Source organism: Parapusillimonas granuli (assembly GCF_013416525.1).
Classification (GTDB): Bacteria; Pseudomonadota; Gammaproteobacteria; order Burkholderiales; family Burkholderiaceae_B; genus Parapusillimonas; species Parapusillimonas granuli.
Window position 1 is genome coordinate 1 of the sequence record NZ_JACCEM010000011.1, and the last position, 21,884, is coordinate 21,884.

Annotated in this window: 18 protein-coding genes; 7 read left to right on the plus strand and 11 right to left on the minus strand. The window is 66.1% G+C overall.

The features are described 5' to 3' along the window. A partial coding sequence (gspF, locus tag H0A72_RS18500; RefSeq protein ID WP_180157989.1) for a type II secretion system inner membrane protein GspF occupies nt 1-981 on the plus strand: 981 nt, incomplete at its 5' end. On the opposite strand, the gene H0A72_RS18505 is transcribed toward gspF, so the two are convergent. The 3 genes from H0A72_RS18505 to H0A72_RS18515 form a co-directional block, all read right to left on the minus strand. Then, a complete protein-coding gene (locus tag H0A72_RS18505; protein ID WP_246436817.1) occupies nt 962-2,101 on the minus strand; it encodes a formylglycine-generating enzyme family protein in 1,140 nt (379 codons plus the stop codon). The genes gspF and H0A72_RS18505 overlap by 20 nt on opposite strands. Then, nucleotides 2,088-4,250: a sulfatase-like hydrolase/transferase gene (locus H0A72_RS18510; protein ID WP_180157990.1), complete on the minus strand. Its 2,163-nt coding sequence runs from the start codon at nt 4,248-4,250 to the stop codon at nt 2,088-2,090. The genes H0A72_RS18505 and H0A72_RS18510 overlap by 14 nt, the downstream gene beginning before the upstream one ends. A 295-nt stretch (nt 4,251-4,545) precedes the next feature. Continuing rightward, complete coding sequence (locus tag H0A72_RS18515; RefSeq protein ID WP_180157991.1) at nt 4,546-7,065, minus strand: EAL domain-containing protein; 2,520 nt, start codon at nt 7,063-7,065, stop codon at nt 4,546-4,548. 256 nt (nt 7,066-7,321) lie between these two features. Between H0A72_RS18515 and H0A72_RS18520 the strand changes: the two genes are divergently transcribed. The 5 genes from H0A72_RS18520 (at nt 7,322) to H0A72_RS18540 (ending at nt 12,816) form a co-directional block, all read left to right on the plus strand. Further along, nucleotides 7,322-8,644 carry an ABC transporter substrate-binding protein gene (locus tag H0A72_RS18520; protein WP_425502478.1) on the plus strand — a complete coding sequence of 441 codons (1,323 nt, stop codon included), beginning with the start codon at nt 7,322-7,324 and terminating at the stop codon, nt 8,642-8,644. A 15-nt stretch (nt 8,645-8,659) separates the two neighbouring features. After that, nucleotides 8,660-10,390 carry an ABC transporter permease gene (locus H0A72_RS18525; RefSeq protein ID WP_180157992.1) on the plus strand — a complete coding sequence of 577 codons (1,731 nt, stop codon included), beginning with the start codon at nt 8,660-8,662 and terminating at the stop codon, nt 10,388-10,390. Nucleotides 10,391-10,400: 10 nt separating this feature from the next. Beyond that, nucleotides 10,401-11,486, plus strand: coding sequence for an ABC transporter ATP-binding protein (locus H0A72_RS18530; RefSeq protein ID WP_180157993.1), 1,086 nt, complete (start codon nt 10,401-10,403; stop codon nt 11,484-11,486). Further along, nucleotides 11,483-12,175 (plus strand): DUF421 domain-containing protein, encoded by a 693-nt coding sequence (locus H0A72_RS18535; RefSeq protein ID WP_180157994.1) that lies wholly within the window; start codon nt 11,483-11,485, stop codon nt 12,173-12,175. The genes H0A72_RS18530 and H0A72_RS18535 overlap by 4 nt, the downstream gene beginning before the upstream one ends. A gap of 92 nt (nt 12,176-12,267) precedes the next feature. Continuing rightward, nucleotides 12,268-12,816, plus strand: coding sequence for an NADPH-dependent FMN reductase (locus H0A72_RS18540; protein ID WP_180157995.1), 549 nt, complete (start codon nt 12,268-12,270; stop codon nt 12,814-12,816). A 43-nt stretch (nt 12,817-12,859) separates the two neighbouring features. Here the strand turns inward: H0A72_RS18540 and H0A72_RS18545 are convergent, their stop codons facing one another. Together H0A72_RS18545 and H0A72_RS18550 are read right to left on the minus strand one after the other, a co-directional pair. Then, complete coding sequence (locus H0A72_RS18545) at nt 12,860-13,156, minus strand: acylphosphatase (protein ID WP_180158109.1); 297 nt, start codon at nt 13,154-13,156, stop codon at nt 12,860-12,862. A 16-nt stretch (nt 13,157-13,172) separates the two neighbouring features. Then, nucleotides 13,173-14,969, minus strand: a complete 1,797-nt coding sequence (locus tag H0A72_RS18550) for a glycoside hydrolase family 15 protein (protein ID WP_180157996.1) — start codon at nt 14,967-14,969, stop codon at nt 13,173-13,175. A 190-nt stretch (nt 14,970-15,159) separates the two neighbouring features. Here H0A72_RS18550 and H0A72_RS18555 point away from each other — a divergent pair, with 190 nt between their 5' ends. Beyond that, nucleotides 15,160-15,585 (plus strand): universal stress protein, encoded by a 426-nt coding sequence (locus H0A72_RS18555; protein ID WP_180157997.1) that lies wholly within the window; start codon nt 15,160-15,162, stop codon nt 15,583-15,585. Between the two features lie 15 nt (nt 15,586-15,600). Here the strand turns inward: H0A72_RS18555 and H0A72_RS18560 are convergent, their stop codons facing one another. The 6 genes from H0A72_RS18560 to H0A72_RS18585 form a co-directional block, all read right to left on the minus strand. Continuing rightward, the gene (locus H0A72_RS18560) at nt 15,601-16,794 is read right to left on the minus strand and encodes a PQQ-dependent sugar dehydrogenase (protein ID WP_425502479.1); all 1,194 of its coding nucleotides are present in this window, start codon (nt 16,792-16,794) and stop codon (nt 15,601-15,603) included. Between the two features lie 14 nt (nt 16,795-16,808). Further along, nucleotides 16,809-18,209 (minus strand): glucose-6-phosphate dehydrogenase, encoded by a 1,401-nt coding sequence (gene zwf, locus H0A72_RS18565; protein WP_246436819.1) that lies wholly within the window; start codon nt 18,207-18,209, stop codon nt 16,809-16,811. Further along, on the minus strand, nt 18,206-19,231 hold the full coding sequence (gene gnd / locus H0A72_RS18570; protein WP_180157998.1) for a phosphogluconate dehydrogenase (NAD(+)-dependent, decarboxylating): 1,026 nt from the start codon (nt 19,229-19,231) through the stop codon (nt 18,206-18,208). The genes zwf and gnd overlap by 4 nt, the downstream gene beginning before the upstream one ends. A 54-nt stretch (nt 19,232-19,285) precedes the next feature. Beyond that, a complete protein-coding gene (locus H0A72_RS18575) occupies nt 19,286-20,050 on the minus strand; it encodes a slipin family protein (RefSeq protein ID WP_180157999.1) in 765 nt (254 codons plus the stop codon). Further along, the gene (locus H0A72_RS18580) at nt 20,040-21,446 is read right to left on the minus strand and encodes an NfeD family protein (RefSeq protein WP_246436820.1); all 1,407 of its coding nucleotides are present in this window, start codon (nt 21,444-21,446) and stop codon (nt 20,040-20,042) included. The genes H0A72_RS18575 and H0A72_RS18580 overlap by 11 nt, the downstream gene beginning before the upstream one ends. Nucleotides 21,447-21,516: 70 nt before the next feature. Beyond that, complete coding sequence (locus H0A72_RS18585; protein WP_180158000.1) at nt 21,517-21,879, minus strand: DUF488 domain-containing protein; 363 nt, start codon at nt 21,877-21,879, stop codon at nt 21,517-21,519. Nucleotides 21,880-21,884: the final 5 nt, after the last annotated feature.

Consider the following 21,884-nt stretch of genomic DNA (forward strand, 5'->3'; position numbering starts at 1 on the left):
GATCTGCGCCTGCCCCTGGAGGCCGCGCTGAGCGCCACGCTCGAGCAGGCCGAGCGCCGGCACGTGGCCCACGCGCTGGCGGCGGTGCGCGCCGACGTGCGCGCCGGGCACCGCCTGTGCGACGCCATGGCGGCGCGGCCGCGGGACTTCCCGTCCGTCTACCGGGCGCTGATCGAGGCGGGCGAACAGTCCGGCGAGCTGTCCCAGGTGATGGAAAAGCTGGCCGACTACATCGAGTCGCGCGGCGCCCTGCGCAACAAGGTGTTGACGGCCTTCATCTACCCCGCGATCGTGACCGTGACGGCCATCGCCATCGTGATCTTCCTGCTCAGCTACGTCGTGCCCCAGGTGGTGGGCGCCTTCGCCCAGACCCAGCAGGCCCTGCCCCTGCTGACGCGCATCATGCTGTCCGCCAGCGCCTTCCTGCGCGACTGGGGCGCGCTTGCGGCCCTGGCGCTCGCCTTGCTGTTCGCCGGCTGGCGCTGGTATTTGCGCCACCCGCCCGCCCGCCTGGCCTGGCACGCGCGCGTGCTGCGCCTGCCCTTGCTGGGCCGCTTCGTGCTTGGCGTGAACACCGCCCGCTATGCCTCGACCCTGGCCATCCTGACCAGCAGCGGGGTCCCCCTGCTGGCCGCGCTGGACGCCGCGCGCCGCACGCTGAGCAACGACAGGCTGGGCCTGGCGGTGGAAGACGCGGCGCGGCGGGTGCGCGAAGGCAGCCCGCTCGCGCCGGCCCTGCAGGCGCAGAAGGCCTTCCCGCCGCTGCTGATCCACCTGATAGGCAGCGGCGAGCGGACGGGGGAATTGCCGGCCATGCTGGAACGCGCGGCGCGCACGCTGTCCAACGAGCTGGAGCGGCGCGCGCTCGCCATGACGGCGCTGCTGGAACCGCTGATGACCTTGGTCATGGGCGGGATCGTACTGTTCATCGTGCTGGCCGTCATGCTGCCCATCATCGAGATCAACCAGATGATACGTTGACCGGCGGGCCGTCCCGCACCAGCCGGAAGCCCACGTGGGACATGGGGCTGTAGGGATCGGAGCCGCGCCGGGCGCTGGGCCGGTAGGACAGGCAATAGCTTTCATTGCAAAGAAAGGAGCCGCCCCGGATGACCCGCTTGGGCGCGCCGGCCGGCACGCCGGGATCGGAGGGATCGAAGGATTCCGCTGGGCCTTGCGGATCGTCGGCCGGGGCTTTGCCGGCGCGGGCCTGGCGGGCGAAGTAATCGGCCCGATACCAGTCGGCCACCCATTGCCAGGCATTGCCGGTCATGTCGTACAGGCCGTAGCCGTTGGGCGGGAAGGTGCCGGCCGGCAGGGTGCCGGCGGCCCCGCCGGCCTGGGGGCTGACCACCGGGAAGCTGCGCTGCCGGGTGTCCCAGTAATTGGCCAGCATCCGGCCCTCGGGCATCGCGTCGTCGCCCCAGGCATAGGTGGCCTGCTCCAGGCCGCCGCGCGCCGCGTATTCCCATTCGGCCTCGGTCGGCAGGCGCTTTCCCGCCCATTTCGCATAAGCCAGGGCATCTTCGTGACTGACCTGGACCACCGGGTGGTCGCCCTTGCCCGCGATGGAGCTGCCGGGCCCTTGCGGATGCCGCCAGTCCGCGCCCGGCACGTAGCGCCACCATTGGGTATAGTCGGCCAGGTCGACCGGACCCTTGGTGCCGACGAAGACCATGGCGCCGGGCACCAGCACGCCGTCCGGCGGCTTCGGAACGCCGGGAGGCAGCTGTACCCGGATGGTCTCCCAATCGGGGATTTTTTCCGCGGTCGTGACATAGCCGGTTTGCCGCACGAATTCGGCGAACTGGTCGTTGGTGACGTGGGTGAGATCCATCCAGAAGCCGCGCACGCGGACCGCGTGGGCCGGGCGCTCGTTCGGCTGGGCCAGCCGGTTGTCGCTGCCCATCAGGAACGTGCCGGGCGGGACCCAGGCCATGCCCTTGGGCGTGGCGATTCCGTCGCCCAGGATGACGGCGGGCTCGGCCGGCGGCGGCGCGGGCCGCCTGAGCCACCCGAAGGCGGCCCCGCCGGCCAGCAGCGCGAGCGCGCCGCCGCCCGCGGCCAGCATCCTGCGCCGTCCGGGCTCAATAGATGCCATAGGAACGCTCGCAGGTCTTGCCCAGATTGTTCTGGATGACGCCTGCGTCGGCGGTGTTGGTCAGGCCGTCCCGCAGGCCGTTGACCACGAAGTCGTAGACGCTGGACAGACCCCAGGCATGGGCGATGCGGCCCCATTCGTCCAGGTCCTTGCCGTCGACCACGCCGTCCATGTTGCCGTCGCCCGGGCAATCGGGAGCGGAGGCCAGCATGCGGTCCAGCTGGGCTTGCAAGCGTTCATGGATCGCCTGGGTGTCGGCGGAGGGACTGAGCAGCAAGTTGCGGTCGGGCGTATCCAGCAGCGGCACGGGCGCGGCCTGGTTCACCTCGTAGAGCTCTTCGGTCACCGTGGAAACGAAGCTGTCCGTGGCCGTGTCGTAGGCGGGCGTGATGTTGCGCACCAGCTTGTAGCGCTCGTCGCGGATGGCGGCCGAGGTCTCGGGCATGATGCTGATCAGGTCGCGCCCGGCTTTGAAAAGAGCCTGGTTGACCTGCACGCACTGCTCGTAGCCCGCGCCGCCGTTCTTCACCACGGTATCGCTGGTATAGCCCGGCCCCCACCAGACGCCTTGATTGTCTTCGCATACGCTCTTGGAGGTCGGAATGTGCGTGCAGCTGCCGCTGATCACGCAAGGCCCGTTCCGCGCGCCGTTGGCCTGCTGGTTGAGCCCGCCCATCGTGAAGTTGATGCTGCGCAGGCTGGGTTGCGCCGGATCCTTCAGGTAAGGCAGGACGCCGACCGAATCGACCGTGCCGGGGACCTCCTTGTGCACGTCCAGGCCCGCGAGCTCGCCGAACAGCTGGAAGAGGTCCACGGCGTTGACCATGTGCCCGACTTCGCGGCCCGGCTGCGCCACCTGCGGGCCCGCGATGATGAGCGGATCCCAGACGCCGGTCTGGTAGGCGGTGCCCTTGGCCTGCCCCGGGATGAAAGGCTGCTTGACCGCCGTGCCCAGCGAGCCGTTGTCGCCCATGATGACGATGACGGTGTTCGTGGCCTTGGGGTCGTAGACCAGCTTGCCGCCGTCTCCGCGGCGCGCCAGGCCGGTTTCGACCAGCAGCCGCCCGAATTCGGTATCCATCGCCTCGGTCATCTTGTCTTGTATGAGCCGCCCGGCCGCCGAGCCCTTGCAGTCCAGGCCGTCGGAAACGGGGCCGGAGGCCGAAAGCAGGTCGCGCGGCGGCTGTTGCCAAGGCGTATGCGCGGCGGTGTAGCTGACCGTCGCCATCCAAGGCTTGCCGGGAGCGCGGGTGTTGATCCAGTCTATGGCCGCATCGGTCTCGATGCGGGTGCGATAGCCCCGGGCGCGCGCGTCGGTGGGCGGCACTTCTTCCACCTTGCCTTTGTCGATGATGACCAGGGGCGAGACGTAATAGCCGTTCAAGCGCGTGAAGTCGAGCGTGGACGGCCGCGGCCCGCAAGTCTGGTTCGGCACGAAAATGCCGCCCGAGTCCAGGCATTGCAGCCCCGGCGAGTCCTGCGTGCGCGCATTGCCGGTGATGACGGAGCAGCGGCCGTCGGGCTGGTGGCAGGCGCCGGTGTCCGCGCCGCCAGCCAGCTTGCCGGGCACGAAGCCGCAGGAGTAGATTTCGCTGGATGCGGCGCCGCCCGCGGTGGCGTCGACCGAACCGGGCAGCCCGCCCACCCAGCCGTAGAAATAGTCCCAGCCGAGCACGCTGGGCGTGGCATTGCCCGCCTCGTTGTTTTCGGGCCCGGCAAGGTGGAACTTGCCGAACATCGCGCTTTCGTAGCCGGCCCGCTTCAGCACCTTGGGCGCCGTCATTTCATACGGCGAGACCTGGGAATTGGCGAGGTCGTTGGGCCCGATGGCCTGGAAGATATGGGTGCGCATGGGGTAGCGGCCCAGGAAGAAGGCGGCGCGCCCGGGCGAGCACTCGGGCATGGACCAGGTATTGCGGAACCGTATGCCCGCGGTGGCGACCGCGTCCATATTGGGCATCTTGGGCGCCACCGCCCCGCCATAGCCGAAGGACGCCATCTGGTCTATGCCCACGTCGTCCATGATCACGAACAGTATGTTCGGCTTGCCGGGCCCGTCGCTGGAAGCGACGCCGCTGCTGCCGTCGCAGGCGCTGAGAGTGATTGCGGCGAGGCCTGTCGCAAACAAAGCTGGAAGGGTCTTGTTCAAAGTATTCTCCAGTTGATGGCGCGGCCACCCAGACGAACTCGAACAAACACCGCATGAGAGTGCGTCTTGCCGCCCTGCTGACTGCTTTGTCGTGGCTGCAAAAACGTAACAGATTATGTGTTTGGCAATGTACCATGATTTTTATCACGAAAAATAAACTTTCATGAACAAAGCTGTCCGATACAGCAGGCCGGACCCATGGAGCGCGCCGCGAATCTTGCCCTGCTCCGCCCCGGCCCCGGCGCATGGCGCGCGCCATGCGGCGAGCACCGGGCGCCGTTGCGCCGGCCGGGTTTCAGTCCGGCGCGGTCTGGCTGATCTCGTCCACCCATTCCCCGGCGCGCGCGGGGCTGTGCCGCTGCGCGATTTCGATGATCTGCGCGGCCGGGACCGGGCGGCTGAAGTAATAGCCCTGCATTTCGTCGCAGCCCAGGGCCTTCAATGACTGGGCCTGGCCGCGGGTCTCGACCCCTTCCGCCACGACCGTGAGCCGCAGGCTCTGGCCCAGGGCGATGATGGCCTTGGCGATCGCGGCGTCGCTGGGATTGTCCAGCATGTCCCTGACGAAGGATTGGTCGATCTTGAGGATGTCGATGGGGAACAGCTTCAGATAGCTGAGCGAGGAATAGCCCGTGCCGAAGTCGTCGACCGACACGACGACGCCGAGCTCCTTCAGCAGATGCAGGGTGTTGATGGCGGATTCCGTGTCCTTCATCACCGCGCTTTCCGTGATCTCGATTTCCAGGTGGTCGGGCTCCAGGCCCGCTTGCGCCAGAATGCCCTGCACCTGCGCCACCAGATTCGCATAGTGGAACTGGCGCGGCGACAAGTTCACCGCCACGCGCAGTTTCCCCAGCCCCTGCTCGCGCCAGGCCACCGCCTGGGCGCAGGCTTCCTGCAAGACCCAGGTCCCGATGGAGTCGATCAGGCCGCTTTCCTCGGCGACCGGGATGAATTCCCCGGGCGGTATCATGCCCAGCTTGGGTTGCTGCCAGCGCACCAGCGCCTCGACGCCCTTCAACACCCCCGTGCGCATGCAGATGCGCGGCTGGTAATGCAGCAGCAGTTCGTTCTTGTCGATCGCCTGGCGCAACAGGCCTTCGATGGCCACTTTTTCCTTCAGGCCGCGCTCCATGTCGGGCGCGTGATAGCGGTAGTTGTTGCGCGCATCGCTCTTCACGTTGGTCAAGGCCAGATGGGCCTTGTGCAGCAGGCCTTCTTCCGAGGTCTCGTCGTTCTGATAGACCGCGATGCCTATGCTGACGCTCAGGAAGACGTCGTGCCCCTGGATGCTGAACGGCACGCGCATGATCTTGAGCAGCCTTTCAGCCAGCTCGGAAACCTCGGAGATGTCCTTGACCGCGCTCTGGACGACGATGAACTCGTCGCCGCTCTGGCGCGCGACGAGTTCATCGTCGGTGAGCTGCGACTTGATGCGCCTGACCGTTTCGTGCAGGACCTCGTCTCCTTGCGCATGCCCGAAGGTGTCGTTGACCTTCTTGAAGAAGTCCAGGTCCAGGAAGAGCACCGCCACCATGTGCCGGCTCAGGCGGGAACGCAGCATGGCCTCGGCCAGCTTGGACAGGATCAGGGAGCGGTTGGGCAGCCCCGTCATGGCGTCGTGGCTGAGCTGGTCCACCAGCGCGCTTTCCAGCTTGCGGCGTTCGGTGAGGTCGCGCACGATCGCCATCGTGAGCGCGCCGCCGTCGGCTTCCAGCACGCCCCTGCTGATTTCCGCATGGAAGATCTGGCCGCTGGAATTCCGGCACAGCACGTCGCTGTCGAGCGGGCATTGCGGCCAGGAGGGTATGAACTGGCTGACGGGCGAGCCCAGCGCCCGCCCGCGCGCAAAGCCGAACAGCGATTCGGCGCGCGCATTGACGACCTGCATCCTGCCCGCCTGGTCGATCAGGAAAATGGCGTCGGGCGCGAATTCCATCAAGTCCCTGAACTTGCTTTCGCTTTGCCGCAGCTGCTCGCGCGAGCGCTGCAGGCGCTGATAGGGTTCGTTCACGCCCGACACGAATATTGCGCGGTACAAATACACGCAGCCCACCACTTTGTACACATGCCCGAGCAGATTGGCCAGGTCCTGGGCCTCGAAATACATGGTGAAGCACAATTCGCCCAGGGCCAGGATGACCGCCGCGATCGCCAGATAGCCGCCCCGGCGCTGGTCGCCTTCGTTGGAGGCGCGCGGCAGGAGCAGGAAGGCAGCCAGGAGATACATGCCGATCACCAGATATTCCGCGGCGATCTTCAGGGGGGTGAGCCCCCGCCCTTCAATGTGAGTGTCCGGGATGTACGAAGGGTGGAACAGTATCACCCAGAACACCAGGCCGACGAGCCCCATGCCCAGCGCCAGGCTTGCGTAGCGCATCGACGGCGGACAGATCCACGACCACGGCATGGCGGCCACCGCCAGTATGGCGGCGGCGCTGATGAACCGGGCCGCCAGCCAGAACTCTATGCCTTTCTCGACGGAGCTCGGGGTGACGAAGTCGGGCATGCCCGGAAAGGACAGCAAGTGCCCGATGTCCAGCAGGCCGACCATGAGGAAGCCCGTGGACAGGACCGCCACGGCGGCCGGCGTGCGGTGCTCGAAGCTGTGCCAGCCCATGGCGAAGATCATGGCGGACACGACGACGGAAAAGACCTCCATCGCCGTATGGATGGGAAGATAGGTTTCCGGCACGACCGGCCAGGCATGCTGCGGGCTGACCGACAGCCACAGAACGGGCGCCAGGGCGAGCGCCAGGGCCGCAATCAGGCGGAAGCCGCCGCCATAACGAACGGCGGAAAAAAACTTAGTCACGGAAAAAGCACCCATCTGTTCTTTTCGCCATAATTCGTCTGTAAGCGTGGCTGCACTATGCATTGTCACGAATAGTAAGCGAAAATCTCAAACCTGATCCATCGTAATTTTCAAGAAAATAAAAGCCCTAGTATTAACCCGGATTATTTCGCGCGCATTCCTTTGTCGATTGGCGCGTCGAGGTTTTTTCATTAGACTTGACGCCGACTGTTGCATGTCTAACACAAGCCACGCAAGGCGACAACCGGAGACGAACATGAACCTGATGAAACTGAGGCCGCTGCTGGCGGCACTGACGCTTGCGGCGGCTGCGCCCGCGCTGGCCGGGACGGTGACCGTCATCACGTCCTTTCCCAAGGAACTCACCCAGGCCTACAAGACGGCGTTCGAAAAAGCGCATCCCGACATCAAGCTCGAAATCCTGAACAAGAACACGGTGTCGGGCATCGCCTACGTGAAGGAAACGCCTGCCGGCAAGCGGCCCGAAGTCTTCTGGGCCAGCGCCCCGGACGCCTTCGAGGTCCTGGCCAACGACAAGCTGCTGGAAAGCGCCACCGACGTCGCCAACCCCAACGTCCCCGACAAGATCGGCAGCTTCCCCATCAACGACCCCAACGGCATGTTCATGGGCCAGGCGCTGGCGGGCTACGGCATCATGTACAACACGCGCCTGCTCAAGGCCAAGAAGCTGCCCGAGCCCACCACCTGGGCCGATCTGCTCGAGCCCCAATGGTTCGGCAACGTCGGCATCACGTCGCCTTCGCGCTCCGGCACCATGCACCTGACGGTCGAAACCATACTTCAGGGCGAAGGCTGGGAAAAAGGCTGGAACACCATGCTGCGCATGGCGGGCAACAGCGCCGCCGTCACGGAGCGCTCTTTCGGCGTGCCCGACGGCGTCAACAACGGCCAGTTCGGCGCAGGGCCCGTGATCGACTTCTTCGGGCTGTCCAGCAAGTACTCGAAATTCCCCGTGGAATTCGTCTATCCCGAGGAAACCTCCATCGTGCCGGCCAACATCGCGCTCATCGCGGGCTCGTCCAACCCCGCCGAAGGCAAGAAGTTCATCCAGTTCGCCCTCAGCAAGGCCGGCCAGGAAATCCTGCTGCAGCCCCAGATTTCGCGGCTGCCGGTCCTGCCCTACGCCGACCTGAGCAACATCCCCGAAGGCTATCCCGACCCGGGCGCCATCGCCAAGCGCAGCAAGGTGCAGTTCGACGTCAACCTGTCGCAAAGCCGCTACTACATCGTGCAGTCGCTTTTCGACCAGACCATCACCTTCCGCCTGAAAGAGCTGCAGCAGGCCACCAAGGCCATCCACGACGCGACGCAAAAGCTGGGCGCCAAGCCAAGCGGCGAAGCCGCCAAACTGCTGGACGAGGCCAAGAAGCTGGCCTGGAGTCCGGTTCTGGACGCCAAGCAGGTCTCCGACCCGGAACTCGTCGCCGTGTTCGCGGGCAACAAGAAAGACGCCGAGATCAGCCAGAAGCTGTCCAAGCTCCAGGGCGACTGGAACCGGCAGGCCGGCGAGAACTACGGCAAGGCGGCCGCTCTGGCACAACAGGCCGCCACGAAATAGACGGGATCCCGCCGCATGCGCAACAACCAAGATGGTCAGCTCCGCTTTTCTCCAGGCCTGGCGCTCGCAGCAATGCTGGTGCTGGCCTTCCTGGTCCTGTTTCTGGTCGTACCCGTCGGCAGCGTGTTCTACAGCGCCTTCGTCAACGCCGACGGCAGCTTCACCTTCGGGCACTTCGGGGCCTTCTTTCACCAGACGCTCCTGAAGGACTCCTTCTTCAACAGCCTGTACGTCGCCCTGGCCTCCACGTTCTGGGCGTCCATCATCGCCGTTCCGCTCGCCTACCTGACCATCCGCTTCAGGTTCCGCGGGGCGCTCATCATCCAGACCCTGGGCGTGCTGCCGCTGATCATGCCGCCCTTCGTGGGCGCGGTCGCGCTGCAGCTGATCTTCGGCCGCTCGGGCAGCCTCAACCTGCTGCTCGATGAATGGCTGGGCGTCACCCTGCCCATCATGGACGGGCTCAACGGCATCATCTTCGTCGAGTCCCTGCATTATTTTCCCTTCATCCTGCTCAATCTGACCGTGGCGCTGCGCAACATCGACGGCGCCATGGAAGAAGCCGCGGTGAACCTCGGCGCCAAGGGCTGGCGGCTGTTCCGGCGCGTCATCTTTCCGCTGGGCCTGCCCGGCTACGTCGCCGGCGCCTCGCTGGTCTTCGTGAAGGTGTTCGACGACCTGGGAACGCCCCTGGTGCTGGGCGTGACCAACATGCTGGCGCCGCAGGCGTACCTGCGCATCACCCAGGTCGGCCTGGACGACCCGCTGGGCTACGTCATCAGCGTGATCATGATCGGCTTTTCCATACTCGCGCTGTGGCTCTCGGCCAAGGCCCTGAAGGGCAAGGATTACTCCACGCTGCAGAAGGGCGGCGGCTCGCTGCAGCAGCGCGAACTCACCGGGCTGCAGACCATACTGGCCTATGCCTGGATACTGCTGGTGCTGCTGCTCGTGCTGTCGCCGCACATCGGCGTGCTGCTGCTGTCGCTGGCAACGGTCTGGAGCTATGCTCCGCTGCCCGACGGCTATACGCTCGAGCACTACGCCACGATCTTCCAGGACTCCCCCGGCATGATCGGCAACACGCTGCTGTACTGCGGCCTGGCGGCCGGCATCGACGTCATCCTGGGCACCGCCATCGCCTATCTCATGCTGCGCACCCGCCTGCCCGGCCGGCAATGGCTGGACTGGATCGCCTCGGCCGCCCTGGCCGTGCCGGGCATCGTGCTCGCCATCGGCTTCATGCGCACCTTCCGCGGCATCGAGATCCCCGGCACGGGCACCGCCCTGACGGGAACCTGGATACTCATCATGATCGCCTATTCCGTCAGGCGCCTGCCCTATGCGCTGCGCTCCTGCGTGGCGGCGCTGCAGCAGATCAATCTTTCGCTCGAAGAAGCGGCCGCCTCCGTGGGCGCCGGCCGCTACAGCACCATCCGGCGCGTCGTCATACCGCTCATGGCGGGCGGCATGCTGGCCGGCTTCGTCACCAGCTTCATCACCGCGGCGGTCGAGCTCTCGGCCACCATCATGCTGGTCACGCGCGACAGCGACGCGCCCATGAGCTACGGCATCTATCTGTACATGCAAAGCGCGTCCGGCCGCGGGCCGGGCGCCGCCCTGGGGGTGCTCGCCGTCGTCGCGGTCGCCGTGGGCACTTATGCATCGCATCTCATCGTTGAACGCGCCTCGGCCCGCCAGCGCCCGGCGCGCGGGCTGGCGCCGGTGAACGCAAACATGCCCTGAAGGAATCCCCATGAAGAAAGTCAGTGTCGAATGCCAGAACATACGGCTGTCTTATGGCGCCACCGAGGTCCTCAAGGACATCAATCTTCGCATCGAGCCGGGCGAGTTCTTCGCCCTGCTCGGGCCCTCGGGCTCGGGCAAGTCCACCTTGCTGCGGCTCATCGCCGGCTTCAACCGGCACAATGCGGGCCGCCTGCTGGTCGACGGCCGGGACATCAGCGCGGTGCCCGCCCACAAGCGCAACATCGGCATGGTCTTCCAGAGCTATGCGCTCTGGCCCCACATGACGGTCTGGGACAACGTCGCCTTCGGCCTGGTCGAACGGCGCCTGCCTTCCGCCGAAATCAAGGAGCGCGTCGCTTCCGTGCTGGCCCTGGTGGGGCTGTCCGACTATGCGAAAAGAAGGCCCAACGAGCTGTCCGGCGGCCAGCAGCAGCGGGTCGCGCTGGCGCGCACCATCGTGATCGAGCCGCAAGTCCTGCTGCTGGACGAACCGCTGTCCAACCTGGACAAGAACCTGCGCGTGCAGATGCGCCAGGAACTGCTGTCGCTGCAAAGACGCCTGGGCATCACCACCATTTTCGTCACCCACGATCAGGAAGAAGCCATGACGACCGCCGACCGCATGGCCGTCCTGGACCAGGGCGTCGTGCAGCAGGTGGGCAGGCCGTCCGAGCTCTATGATTTCCCGTGCAATCGCTTCGTCGCGAACTTCGTCGGCACCATGAACGTGCTGGAGGGCCAGGTCCGGGGCCAAAGCGACAGAATAGTGGCGATGGAAGTCGCGGGCGTGGGCGAGATCGCCCTGCCCCTGCAGACCAACGCCGCCATCAACGACAGGCTCGCCGTCAGCTTCCGCCCGCACACCGTCCAGCTCGAAGAGCTGCCCGAGCGCCAGACCAAGCGCTTCATCTGGCTGCCCGGCATCGTCCGGCACAGTGAATTCCTGGGCGAGTTCACGCGCTACGCCGTCCAGGTCGGGCAGCAGACGCTCACCGCGGACCAGGCGCATTTTGCCGGCATCACGCTGTACGAACCCGGAGCCGCCGTGTCCGTGGGCCTGGAACCGACGCAGATCCGGCTGCTGCCAGCATGAACGCCTTCGACTGGCAGCGCATGCTGCTGGACAAATTCCCCTGGACCTTTCTGGGGGAAGTCGCTTTCCGGGCCGCCGTGGCCTATGTCCTGGTGTTCGCGTTCCTGAAGATATCCGGGCGCCGGGGCATCAAGCAGCTGTCGCTCTTCGAAGTCGTCGTCATTCTCACGCTGGGCTCGGCCGCCGGCGACGTCACCCTTTACGGCGACGTGCCCCTGCTGCCGGTCTTCATGATCTTCTCCGTGCTGCTGGTCATGTACCGGCTGACCACGTTCTTCATGTCGCGCAGCGTCCGTTTCAGCTACTGGATGGAAGGCGAGCCGGTCACCTTCATCCGCGAAGGCCTCTACGAAATCGAGAACATGCGCCGGCTGAATGTGTCCGAAGACGAGTTCCTGATGGAATTGCGGCAGCAGAGCGTGGAGCACCTGGGCCAGGTCAGGCTGGCGGTCATCGAGGTCGACGGCAACATCAGCCTTTATTTCTATGAGGACGACGACCTCAGGCCCGGCCTCTCGGTGCTTCCACCCGAACACAGGCCGGCTTACGAGACCACGCCCTGCGCGGGGCTGCATGCCTGCATCAATTGCGGCAACGTCGAAGAAATCCCCGAGCGCGGGCAATTGAAATGCCCGCGCTGCGGGGAAGGCATGTGGTCGCGCGCGCTGTCCACCCGGCGCGCGCGCTGAATCCACAGCCGCTTGCCCGCGCCCCGCCGGTTGACGCGGCTTGACGCCGCGCCTATGCTCGAACCGTCGATTCACTTTGCAGGAGCACGTTCATGAGCCAGTACCAAATCGCCGTGGTCGTCGGCAGTCTCAGAAAGGATTCCCTCAATCGCAAGCTCGCCCAGGCGCTCGTCAAGCTCGGGCCGCCCGAATTTTCCTTCAAGTACGTGGAAATCGGCGACCTGCCCTTGTACAACCAGGACGACGACGGCGACCAGGCCCCCAGCGTCAAGCGGCTGAAGGCCGAGATCAGCGCGTCGCAAGGGGTGGTCTTCGTCACCGCGGAATACAACCGTTCCATACCGGGAGTGCTGAAGAACGCCATCGATCATGCGTCGCGTCCTTATGGCCAGAGCGCCTGGGCGGGCAAGCCGGCGGGCGTCATCGGCACGTCGATCGGGTCGATCGGCTCCGCTTTGGCGCAGCAGCATTTGCGCAATGTGCTGGCGTATCTGAACATGCCGACGATGGGGCAGCCGGAGGCGTTCATCCATTCGAATGACGCGCTGTACGATGCGGACGGGAACCTGAACGAGGGCAGCAAGGGTTTTCTGCAGGGCTGGATGAATCAGTACGCGGCCTGGGTAAGAAAACACGCGTGACCGCCGCGCCCGCCCGCCGTTCGGGCTTGCGGCCGCGGCGGCCTCAAATCCGCTCGAACCGGTCGTAGCGCCTCTCGGTCTGCTCGGTCGCATGCGCCACTTCCGCGACCCTCGCCCCGGGCGGGCCCACATGCAGCCAGGACAGCATGCGGTCCACGCGGTCATGCCCGCCTTGCAGCAGGACCTCCACCGAGCCGTTCGGGTCGTTCCGCACCCAGCCCGTCACCCCCAGCAGGTGCGCCTGCCGGACCGCCGCCGCCCGGAAACCCACGCCCTGCACACGGCCCGTCACCCGGGCGCGTATCGTTTCAACCTCATCGACTCGATCCAGCTTCTTCATGATTCCACTACAATTTTCAAGCATGCGCCCTTTCCTGTGCCGGCGCCTGCACACGATGCAAGTTTAATGCGGTATTGATGATGCCCACATGGCTGAACGCCTGCGGGAAATTCCCCAGCATGCGCTTGTGCAAGGGATCGTACTGCTCCGCAAGCAGGCCCACGTCATTGCATAGGCCCGCCAGGCGGGTGAACAGCTCGCGGGCGTCTTCGTCGCGGCCCAACAGCACGTAGACGTCGGCCAGCCAGAACGAACACACCAGGAAGGTACCCTCGCCGGGCGGCAGGCCGTCGACGCCGTGCTCGGTCTCATAGCGCAGCAGGAAGCCGTCGCGCATCAGCCGCTTTTCGATCGCCGCCACCGTTCCCGCCACCCGCGGATCGTCGGCCGGCAGGAAGCCCGTCAGCGGGATCTGCAGCAGGCTGGCGTCCAGCAGCGTGGAATCGTAGGACTGCACGAAACTGTTCATGTCGGCATTGAAGCCGCGACGGCAGACTTCTTCATGTATTTCGTCGGCGATGCGGCGGCAGTTGCGGGCGAATTCCTGGCCGTTCTCCATCGCGCCCGCCACGTGGGCGATGCGGTCGAACGCGACCCAAGACATGACTTTGGAGTGCGTGAAGTGCCGCTGGGCCGCCCGGATCTCCCAGATGCCCTCGTCCGGATTGCGCCAGGCCTTCTCAAGGAAAGGCACGATGACTTCGGCGATGGCTTCGATGCGTGGATGCCTGGGCAGATGCCCTTTGATGGCCTGGGCCATGGCGTCGGCGACCTCGCCGAACACGTCGAGCTGGGTCTGGGTGGCGGCGGCGTTGCCGATGCGCACGGGCTGGGAATCCTCGTAGCCGCAGAGCCACGGCAATTCGTATTCATGCAGGCGGCGCTCGCCGCCCAGGCCATACATGATCTGCATCTGATCGGGGCTGCCCGCCACCGAACGGGTCAGCCAGTCGCGCCAGGCGCTGGCTTCCTCGAAGTATCCCATGTTCATGAAGGCCAGCAGGGTCATGGTGGCGTCGCGCAGCCAGCAATACCGGTAGTCCCAGTTGCGTTGCCCGCCGATCTGTTCCGGCAGCGACGTGGTGGCCGCGGCCACGATGCCGCCCGTGGGCAGATAGGTCAGCGCCTTCAGAGTGATCAGCGAGCGCTTGACCAGGGCGGACATGGGCCCGACGTCCGGGCAGCGGCTGGAGAATTCATGCCAGAAATAGCGGGTCTTGGCCAGCGACGCCTCGGGATCGAAGCCTTCGGCGACGGGCTCGTGCGACGGCTGGTGCGTCAGGGTGAACGACCTGCGCTCGCCCGCGCCGACGCTGAAGCGGGCGGTGGAATGCAGGGCCCGCGCCTTGATGGGCGTGTGGGTGCGCAGCACCAGCATGTCCGGCCCCGCCACCGCCGTGAGCGTAAGCGGATCGTGGCGCTCGACCCATGGAACGGTGCGGCCGTAATCGAAGCGGATGACCAGGTCCATATTGAAGGCGACGCGGCCTCTGACGCCCACCACGATGCGCACGACGCTGGAATGGCGGAACGTGGACGGCATGAAGTCGATCAGCTTGGCCTCGCCCTCGTCGGTGGTGAACGTGGTTTCCAGGATCATGGTGCCGTCCAGGTACTGGCGCGATACGCGCCGCACGGGCGCCGTCGGCGCTATCTGCCACCGGCCGTTTTCCGGCGTGCCCAGCAAGGCGGCAAAACAGGCCGGCGCATCGAAACGCGGGAAGCACAGCCAGTCTATGGCGCCTTCCTTGGACACCAGCGCCGCGGTGCGGCAGTTGCCCAGCAATGCATAGTCTTCGATTCGGGATGCCATATTCCTCCTGACAAATCGCTGCGATAAAAGGGATGGATTCAAAGCCTGATACGATAGCGACGCACTCTTGATTTTGCTCAGTACGCCGTATACTGTAGCTTCTAATCTAATATAAGGCTGCCGTCCGGCTCGCGCCAAACGCAAGGGGGGCCGCCGTGAATATCAATCGCAACCCATTAAAGAGGCTTTAATGAGAAACATCCTAGTTCCCGTAGACGGCTCCGATTCTTCCGTACGCGCAGTCAAGGCCGCCATTCAGGCAATGAAGGAGCTCGGAGACACCAAGCTGCATATCATCACGGTGCATCCTCCCATTGTTTCAGGCAACGTAAAACGGTTTTTCTCAGCGGAAGCCATCAACGACTACTACCAGGACGAAGGCCGCAACGCCCTGCTCCCAGCAAAAACCGTGCTCGATGAAGCCGGCATCAGCTATGAGGACTCGGTCCAAGTGGGGCCGGTGGCGCCCACCATCGCCAAATACGCCAAGGATCACGGCTGCGACCTGATCATCATGGGTACGCGCGGCCTGGGCAGCGTGACCGGCATGGTGCTGGGCTCCATTGCCACCAAAGTGCTCAGCCTGGTCGACATCCCCGTCACCCTGGTCAAATAAGCCCCGCCCGGCCTGCTATTCCGGCAGGCCCACCCGCAGCAGCCTGCCCTTCGGGGCATCGGTCAGCACGTATACATAGCCATCGGGCCCCACCCGCACATCGCGTATGCGTTCGCGCAGATTCCCCAGCAGGCGCTGCTCGCCGCTTATCGTGTCGCCGTCCAGGGTCAGCCGTATCAGCTCCTGGTCCTTCAGCGCGCCGATGAACAAAGAATGCCTCCATGCCGGAAACCGGTCGGCATCGTAGAAGGCCATGCCGGAGATCGCCGGCGACACTTTCCAGTAATAGATGGGCGGCTCCATGCCCGCGGCTTCCGCGCCTTCTGCCTCCGGAATGCCGAAGCCCGAATAATTCACCCCATGGGTTGCCTTCGGCCAGCCATAGTTCCGGCCCGCCAGGGGAATGTTGATTTCGTCGCCGCCCCGGGGGCCGTGCTCGTGGGTCCAGAGCCGCCCGGTCCAGGGATTGAGCGCCGCGCCCTGCTGGTTGCGGTGCCCGTACGACCAGATTTCCGGCCGCGCGCCGGCGCGCCCGACGAAGGGATTGTCCGGCGGCACGGCGCCGTCCGGAAGCAGGCGCACGATCTTGCCCTGGTGCTTGTCCAGGTCCTGGGCGGTGGGGCGCTGGTTGTTCTCGCCCAGGGCGATGAACAAATGGCCCTGGCGGTCGAACACCAGCCGGGAGCCGAAATGGTGGCCCGACGACAGCTTGGGCGCCTGCCGGAATATGACTTTGAAATCGCGCAATTCGCGGGCGTCGTCGGACAGCACGCCATAGCCCGCGGCGGTGCCCGCGCGGCCGCCGTCGCCCTCTTCCGCATAGGTCAGATAGACCCGGCGGCTGCTGCGGAAATCGGGCGCCAGGGCGACATCGAGCAGGCCGCCCTGCCCGCGCGCGAAAACCTTGGGCACGCCCCGGATGGGTTCCGACAGCTTGCCGTCCGGGCCCAGCCTGCGAAGCGCGCCCGGCCTTTCGGTGATCAGCATGCCCCGCCCATCGGGCAGAAAAGCCAGGGCCCAGGGGTGTTGCAGATTCCCGGCGATTTCCTTGACTTCGACCCGGTCGGCCGGCTGCGGCGCCGCCGCCGCGCGGGCGTGGACCTTGGCCGGCGCCCAGGCCGCCAGGCAGGCCAGCAGGCCCAGTCCGGCGACGGCCGCCCGCATCGAGGACCCCGCCGCATGCCTATTGAAAGCCCTGGAGAAAATCATGGCATGTGCTCCATTCATTCTTGCGCCGCGGCGGGATTATGCCAGCCGCCATAGGAGGCGATGAGTTCGTCGGCCTTGGCCGGCCCCCAGCTTCCCGGCGCATAGGGCAGCACTTTGGGATGCTGGTCCAGCACCCTGCCCAGAACGGCCCAGGCCGCTTCGATGGCCGCTTCGCCGGCGAACAGCGCGCGGTCGCCGGCGATGGCGTCCGCCAGCAAGCGCGCATAGGGCGACTCCTGGCCGGCGTCGGCGTCGAGCAGGGACAATTCGAACTGCTCGCCCACGAACTCCTTGCCCGGGCGCTTGACGCGCGCCGCCAGCGCCAGGGCGGAACGCGGGGACAGGCGCAGGCGCACGTAATTGGACCGCTCGGCGTCGGATTGCGCGTCCGCGAACAAGGGCTGCGGCGGCGCTTTCAGCTGCACGATGATCTCGGCGAAATCGCCGGCCAGGCATTTGCCCGAGCGCAGGAACCAGGGAACGCCGGCCCAGCGCCATGAGTCGACATAAAGCCGCAGCGCGCAGAAGGTTTCCACGTCCGAGTCGGGCGCGACGTGCGGCGCATTGCGGTAGCCTTCGTATTGGCCGCGCACCAGGTCGTGCGCCTGCACGGGCCGCATCGCATGAAACACCTTGGCCTTCTCGGCATGCACGGCGGCATAGCCGCGGTAGGCGGGTGGCTCCATTGCGAGCAGCGCGAGTATCTGGAACAGATGGTTCTGCACCACGTCGCGCAAGCAGCCCGCGCTTTCATAGAAAGCGCCGCGGTTGCCGACGCCGAAGGATTCGGCCAGGGTGATCTGCACGCTTTCCACATAATTGCGGTTCCAGATCGGTTCCAGAAAGGAGTTGGCGAAGCGGAAATACAGGATGTTCATGATCGCCTCCTTGCCCAGGAAGTGATCGATCCGGAAGATGGCTTCCTCGGGAAACACCGAGCATGCCAGGTGGTTCAGCTCGCGCGCCGATTCGAGGTCGCGACCGAAGGGCTTTTCCACGATCACGCGGGCGTCCCGGGCCAGGCCGGAAGCGTCCAGCCCCTTGATCACGGTTTCGAACAGCGCCGGGGGAATGGCCAGGTAATGCGCGGGCCGGACGCTGGCGCCCAGGGCCTGTTTCAGGCGCTGGAAGGTGGCGGCCTGCCGGTAATCGCCGTTCACGTAGCTGACCAGCCGCAGCAGTTTTTCCAGCGCTTCCTGGTCCGGCGGGGCGCCGGACCGCTCCAGGCTGTCGATGATGCGTTCCTTCAGCTGGGCGCGATCCATTTCGGACGAGGCCACGCCGACCACGGGCACGTCCAGCGCGCCGCCGCGCGCCATGGCGTACAAGGCCGGGAATATCTTCTTGTGCGCCAGGTCGCCCGTCATGCCGAAAAGCACCAGGGCGTCGGAGCGCGCGGGCGTCGCTTCCGTCAAGTCGAGGGCCCTCCCTTCTTCTTTTCCACATGGCCGCCGAACTGATGCCGCATGGCCGACAGAATGCGGTTGGCATAATCGGCGTTGCCCCGCGATTCGAAGCGCGAGAACAGGGCCGCGCTGAGCACGGGCGCGGGCACGCCCTGGTCCACGGCCGCGGCCAGGGCCCAACGCCCTTCGCCCGAATCGGAGACGTGGCCGCTGTAGCCCGCCAGGCCCTGGTCGTCCTGCAAGGCTCTTGCGGTCAGGTCGAGCAGCCAGGAGCTGACCACGCTGCCGCGGCGCCAGACTTCGGTGATTTCGGCGATGTCGAAATCGTATTGGTAGTGCTCCGGGTGGCGCAAGGGCGTCGTCTCGGCGTCCTGCTCGCGGTCGTGCCGGCCGATGCCGGCATGGCGCAGGATGTTCAGGCCTTCGGCATAGGCCGCCATCATCCCGTATTCGATGCCGTTGTGGATCATCTTCACGAAATGGCCGGCGCCATGGGGGCCGCAATGCAGGTAGCCGCGGTCGGCCGTGGTGAGGCGGCTGCGCCCCGCCGTAGCTTGCGCCGCCCCGGCGCCGGGCGCCAGGGCTTCGAAAACCGGCGCAAGGCGATCGAAATCGGCCCGGTCGCCGCCCACCATCAGGCAATAGCCGCGCTCCAGCCCCGCCACCCCGCCGCTGGTGCCGACGTCCATGTAGCGCAGGCCGCGCCCGGCCAGTTCGCGCGCCCGGCGGATGTCGCCGTGGTGGGACGAGTTGCCGCCGTCGATGACCAGGTCGTTTTCATCGAGCAGCGGCACGAGCTCGGCCAGGACCGCATCCACCACGGCGGCCGGCACCATCAGCCAGACGGCGCGCGGCCGTGCCAGCGTCCCGATCAACTCCGGCAGCGTCGCGCAAGGCCGCGCGCCCATATCGGCCGCCCGCTCGCGCGAGGCGGCGTGGCTGTCGTGCACCACGCATTCGATGCCGCGGTCCAGCAGCCGCCGCACCATGTTGCCGCCCATGCGTCCCAGACCAACCATACCCAATTGCATGCACATCCCCTAGAAAGAAAACATCATCCTGCCACAAACCCGGCGGCGCCCGCATCAGGCGCCGGGCTTCTTGTCGAGAAAGGTGGAAAGCAGGTCCACCGGCACCGGGAACACCAGCGTCGAGCTCTTGTCGCCGGCGACCTGCGTGAGCGTCTGCAGATACCGCAGCTGGATCGCCAGAGGCTGCGACGCGAGTATTTCCGCCGCCTCCATCAGGGACTGGGCCGCCTGTTTCTCGCCTTCGGCGTGGATGACCTTGGCGCGCCGCTCGCGCTCCGCCTCGGCCTGGCGGGCGATGGCGCGGACCATGCTTTCGTTCAGGTCGATGTGCTTGATCTCGACATTGGTGACCTTGATGCCCCAGGAATCGGTCTGCGCGTCCAGGATGGTCTGCACATCGATATTGAGCTTTTCGCGCTCCGAGAGCATTTCATCGAGTTCGTGCTTGCCCAGCACGGCGCGCAGCGTGGTCTGGGCGAGCTGGCTGGTGGCTTCGAGATAGCGCTCCACCTGTATGATGGCCTTCTCGGGCGCCACGACGCGAAAATAAATGACGGCGTTCACCTTGACCGACACGTTGTCGCGTGAAATCACGTCCTGGCTGGGGACGTCCATGGTCACCACGCGCAAATCCACGCGCACCATCTGCTGCAGCACGGGCACCACGAAGACCAGCCCCGGCCCCTTCACGCTGGTGAACCGGCCCAGCGTGAACACCACCCCGCGCTGGTATTCGCGCAGGATCTTGATCGCGTTGAAGACCACGAAAAGCAGGATGATGACGACGGCGCTCAGGCCGATGTTGAAGCTATAGTACATGCGTATCCCCTTTTGAATATTGCCCGGCGGCGGCCCCGCCCGGGCCGGACACCCGCTCGACCGTCAAGAGCAGGCCGTCGATGGCCAGGACCCGGATCCGGTCCCCGACCCGCAGAGGCTGGGCGCAGGCGACGCGCCAGTTTTCGCCGCGGACCTCGGCATATATCGTGCCCTCCCCCACGGCGGTCACGACGCCCGGCAGGCCGGGCATCTGCTCTTCGCCGCTGACGACGCGCTGCCGCCTGACGCGCGCCGCGAGCCAGCCGGTGGCCAGGATCATGCCCAAGCCGGTGAGCGCGACCCCGGCCAGGAACGGCAGCGTCAAGCCGTAGCCGGGTATGTCGGTGTCGATCAGCAGCAGGCCGCCGAGCACGAAGGCCACGATGCCGCCCACCCCCAGCACGCCGAAGCTGGGCAGGAAGGCCTCGGCGATCATCATGGCCGCGCCCGCGGCCAGCAGCCCCACGCCCGCCCAATTGACGGGCAGCATCTGGAAGGCGTACAGTCCCAGCAGCAGGCAGATGAGCCCGGCGACGCCGGGCAGCGCCGCCCCGGGGCTGGTGAGCTCGAAGAACAGGCCGTAGATGCCGACCATCATCAACAGCACGGCGATCTGGGGATTGGCGAGCAGGGAAAGGATGCGGTTGCGCCAATCGGGCTCGACCCGCTCGATCCGGGCGCCCTCGGTCGCCAGGGTGACGGCGGCCCCGCTGTCCAGCTTGATGGTCCTGCCGTCGAGTTTCCGGAGCAATTCGGGAACGTTGGCGGCGATCAGGTCGATGGCGCCCGCGGACAAGGCCTCCTGGGCCGACATGCTGTGCGCCTCCTGGACGGCTTTTTCCGCGAAGTCCGCATTGCGGCCGCGCAATTGGGCCAGGCTGCGGATGTAGGCCGCCGCGTCGTTGGTTGCCTTGCGCGTCAGGGTGTCGGCGCCGCTGTCCTTGTCGGCGTCCTTGCCCTGCGCCGGCGCGCCCGCGCCGATGGAGACGGGGGACGCCGCGCCCAGGTTGCTGGCGGGCGCCATGGCCGCGACGTGGCTTGCGTAGAGGATGAAAGTGCCGGCGCTGGCCGCCCGCGCGCCCGCGGGGCCGACGAAAGTGGCCACCGGCACGGGCGAGGACAGTATCTGGCGGATGATGGAGCGCATGGAGGTGTCCAGGCCGCCCGGCGTGTCGAGTTCGAGCACCACCAGCGCCGCGCCGCCGTCCTGCGCCTGTTTCAGGCCCCGGGTGATGAAGTCGGACGTCGCGGGGCTGATGATGCCTTCCACCTTCAGCACCATGACCAGACCCCCCGCCGCCGCCCCGGCGGGAGCCGCGGACACGGCGCCGCAGATGCCGGCCGCCACGGCGAGCAGGAAGATGAAGATCCCGCGCATGCAGTATGGAACGCTCATGGTGCCCCCTTGTGAAGCGCGCGCAGCAAGGCGCTTGCCCGGGCCGCCGCGCCTGTGCCGAAGCTTGCGGTCAGTATAGACGGTTCAGTTCGTCCGCGAGGATCAGCGCGTGATTGTGCTTGTCGTCCTTGGCCGCATACAGCAAAGTGATTTTCTTCCTGCCGGCCGCCTGGATCAGGTCTCGCATGCGGGCCTGTTGCTCCGGCGCGCGCAATTCGGCCTGGTAGCCGTCGCGGAAGCGGTCCCAGTGCTCGACTTTGTGGCCGAACCATTTGCGCAGCCCGGGGCTGGGCGCCAGGTCCTTGATCCAGGCGTCGTGCTCGAGCTCTTCCTTCTTGACGCCGCGGGGCCACAGCCGGTCGATCAGCACACGATAGCCGTCGCCCCGCTGCGGGGGGTCGTAGACCCGCTTGATCTGCACCTGCCGTGGCATGGCCC

What these genes read in the sequence shown, in the direction of transcription:
- H0A72_RS18550 (WP_180157996.1), bottom strand. Translation starts at nt 14,969, where the DNA reads ATGGCATCCCGAATCGAAGACTATGCATTGCTGGGCAACTGCCGCACC.
- H0A72_RS18530 (WP_180157993.1), top strand. Translation starts at nt 10,401, where the DNA reads ATGAAGAAAGTCAGTGTCGAATGCCAGAACATACGGCTGTCTTATGGC.
- H0A72_RS18560 (WP_425502479.1), bottom strand. Translation starts at nt 16,794, where the DNA reads ATGATTTTCTCCAGGGCTTTCAATAGGCATGCGGCGGGGTCCTCGATG.
- H0A72_RS18505 (WP_246436817.1), bottom strand. Translation starts at nt 2,101, where the DNA reads ATGGCATCTATTGAGCCCGGACGGCGCAGGATGCTGGCCGCGGGCGGC.
- H0A72_RS18540 (WP_180157995.1), top strand. Translation starts at nt 12,268, where the DNA reads ATGAGCCAGTACCAAATCGCCGTGGTCGTCGGCAGTCTCAGAAAGGAT.
- H0A72_RS18555 (WP_180157997.1), top strand. Translation starts at nt 15,160, where the DNA reads ATGAGAAACATCCTAGTTCCCGTAGACGGCTCCGATTCTTCCGTACGC.
- H0A72_RS18585 (WP_180158000.1), bottom strand. Translation starts at nt 21,879, where the DNA reads ATGCCACGGCAGGTGCAGATCAAGCGGGTCTACGACCCCCCGCAGCGG.
- H0A72_RS18545 (WP_180158109.1), bottom strand. Translation starts at nt 13,156, where the DNA reads ATGAAGAAGCTGGATCGAGTCGATGAGGTTGAAACGATACGCGCCCGG.
- H0A72_RS18520 (WP_425502478.1), top strand. Translation starts at nt 7,322, where the DNA reads ATGAACCTGATGAAACTGAGGCCGCTGCTGGCGGCACTGACGCTTGCG.
- H0A72_RS18575 (WP_180157999.1), bottom strand. Translation starts at nt 20,050, where the DNA reads ATGTACTATAGCTTCAACATCGGCCTGAGCGCCGTCGTCATCATCCTG.
- gnd (WP_180157998.1), bottom strand. Translation starts at nt 19,231, where the DNA reads ATGCAATTGGGTATGGTTGGTCTGGGACGCATGGGCGGCAACATGGTG.
- H0A72_RS18580 (WP_246436820.1), bottom strand. Translation starts at nt 21,446, where the DNA reads ATGAGCGTTCCATACTGCATGCGCGGGATCTTCATCTTCCTGCTCGCC.
- H0A72_RS18535 (WP_180157994.1), top strand. Translation starts at nt 11,483, where the DNA reads ATGAACGCCTTCGACTGGCAGCGCATGCTGCTGGACAAATTCCCCTGG.
- H0A72_RS18525 (WP_180157992.1), top strand. Translation starts at nt 8,660, where the DNA reads ATGCGCAACAACCAAGATGGTCAGCTCCGCTTTTCTCCAGGCCTGGCG.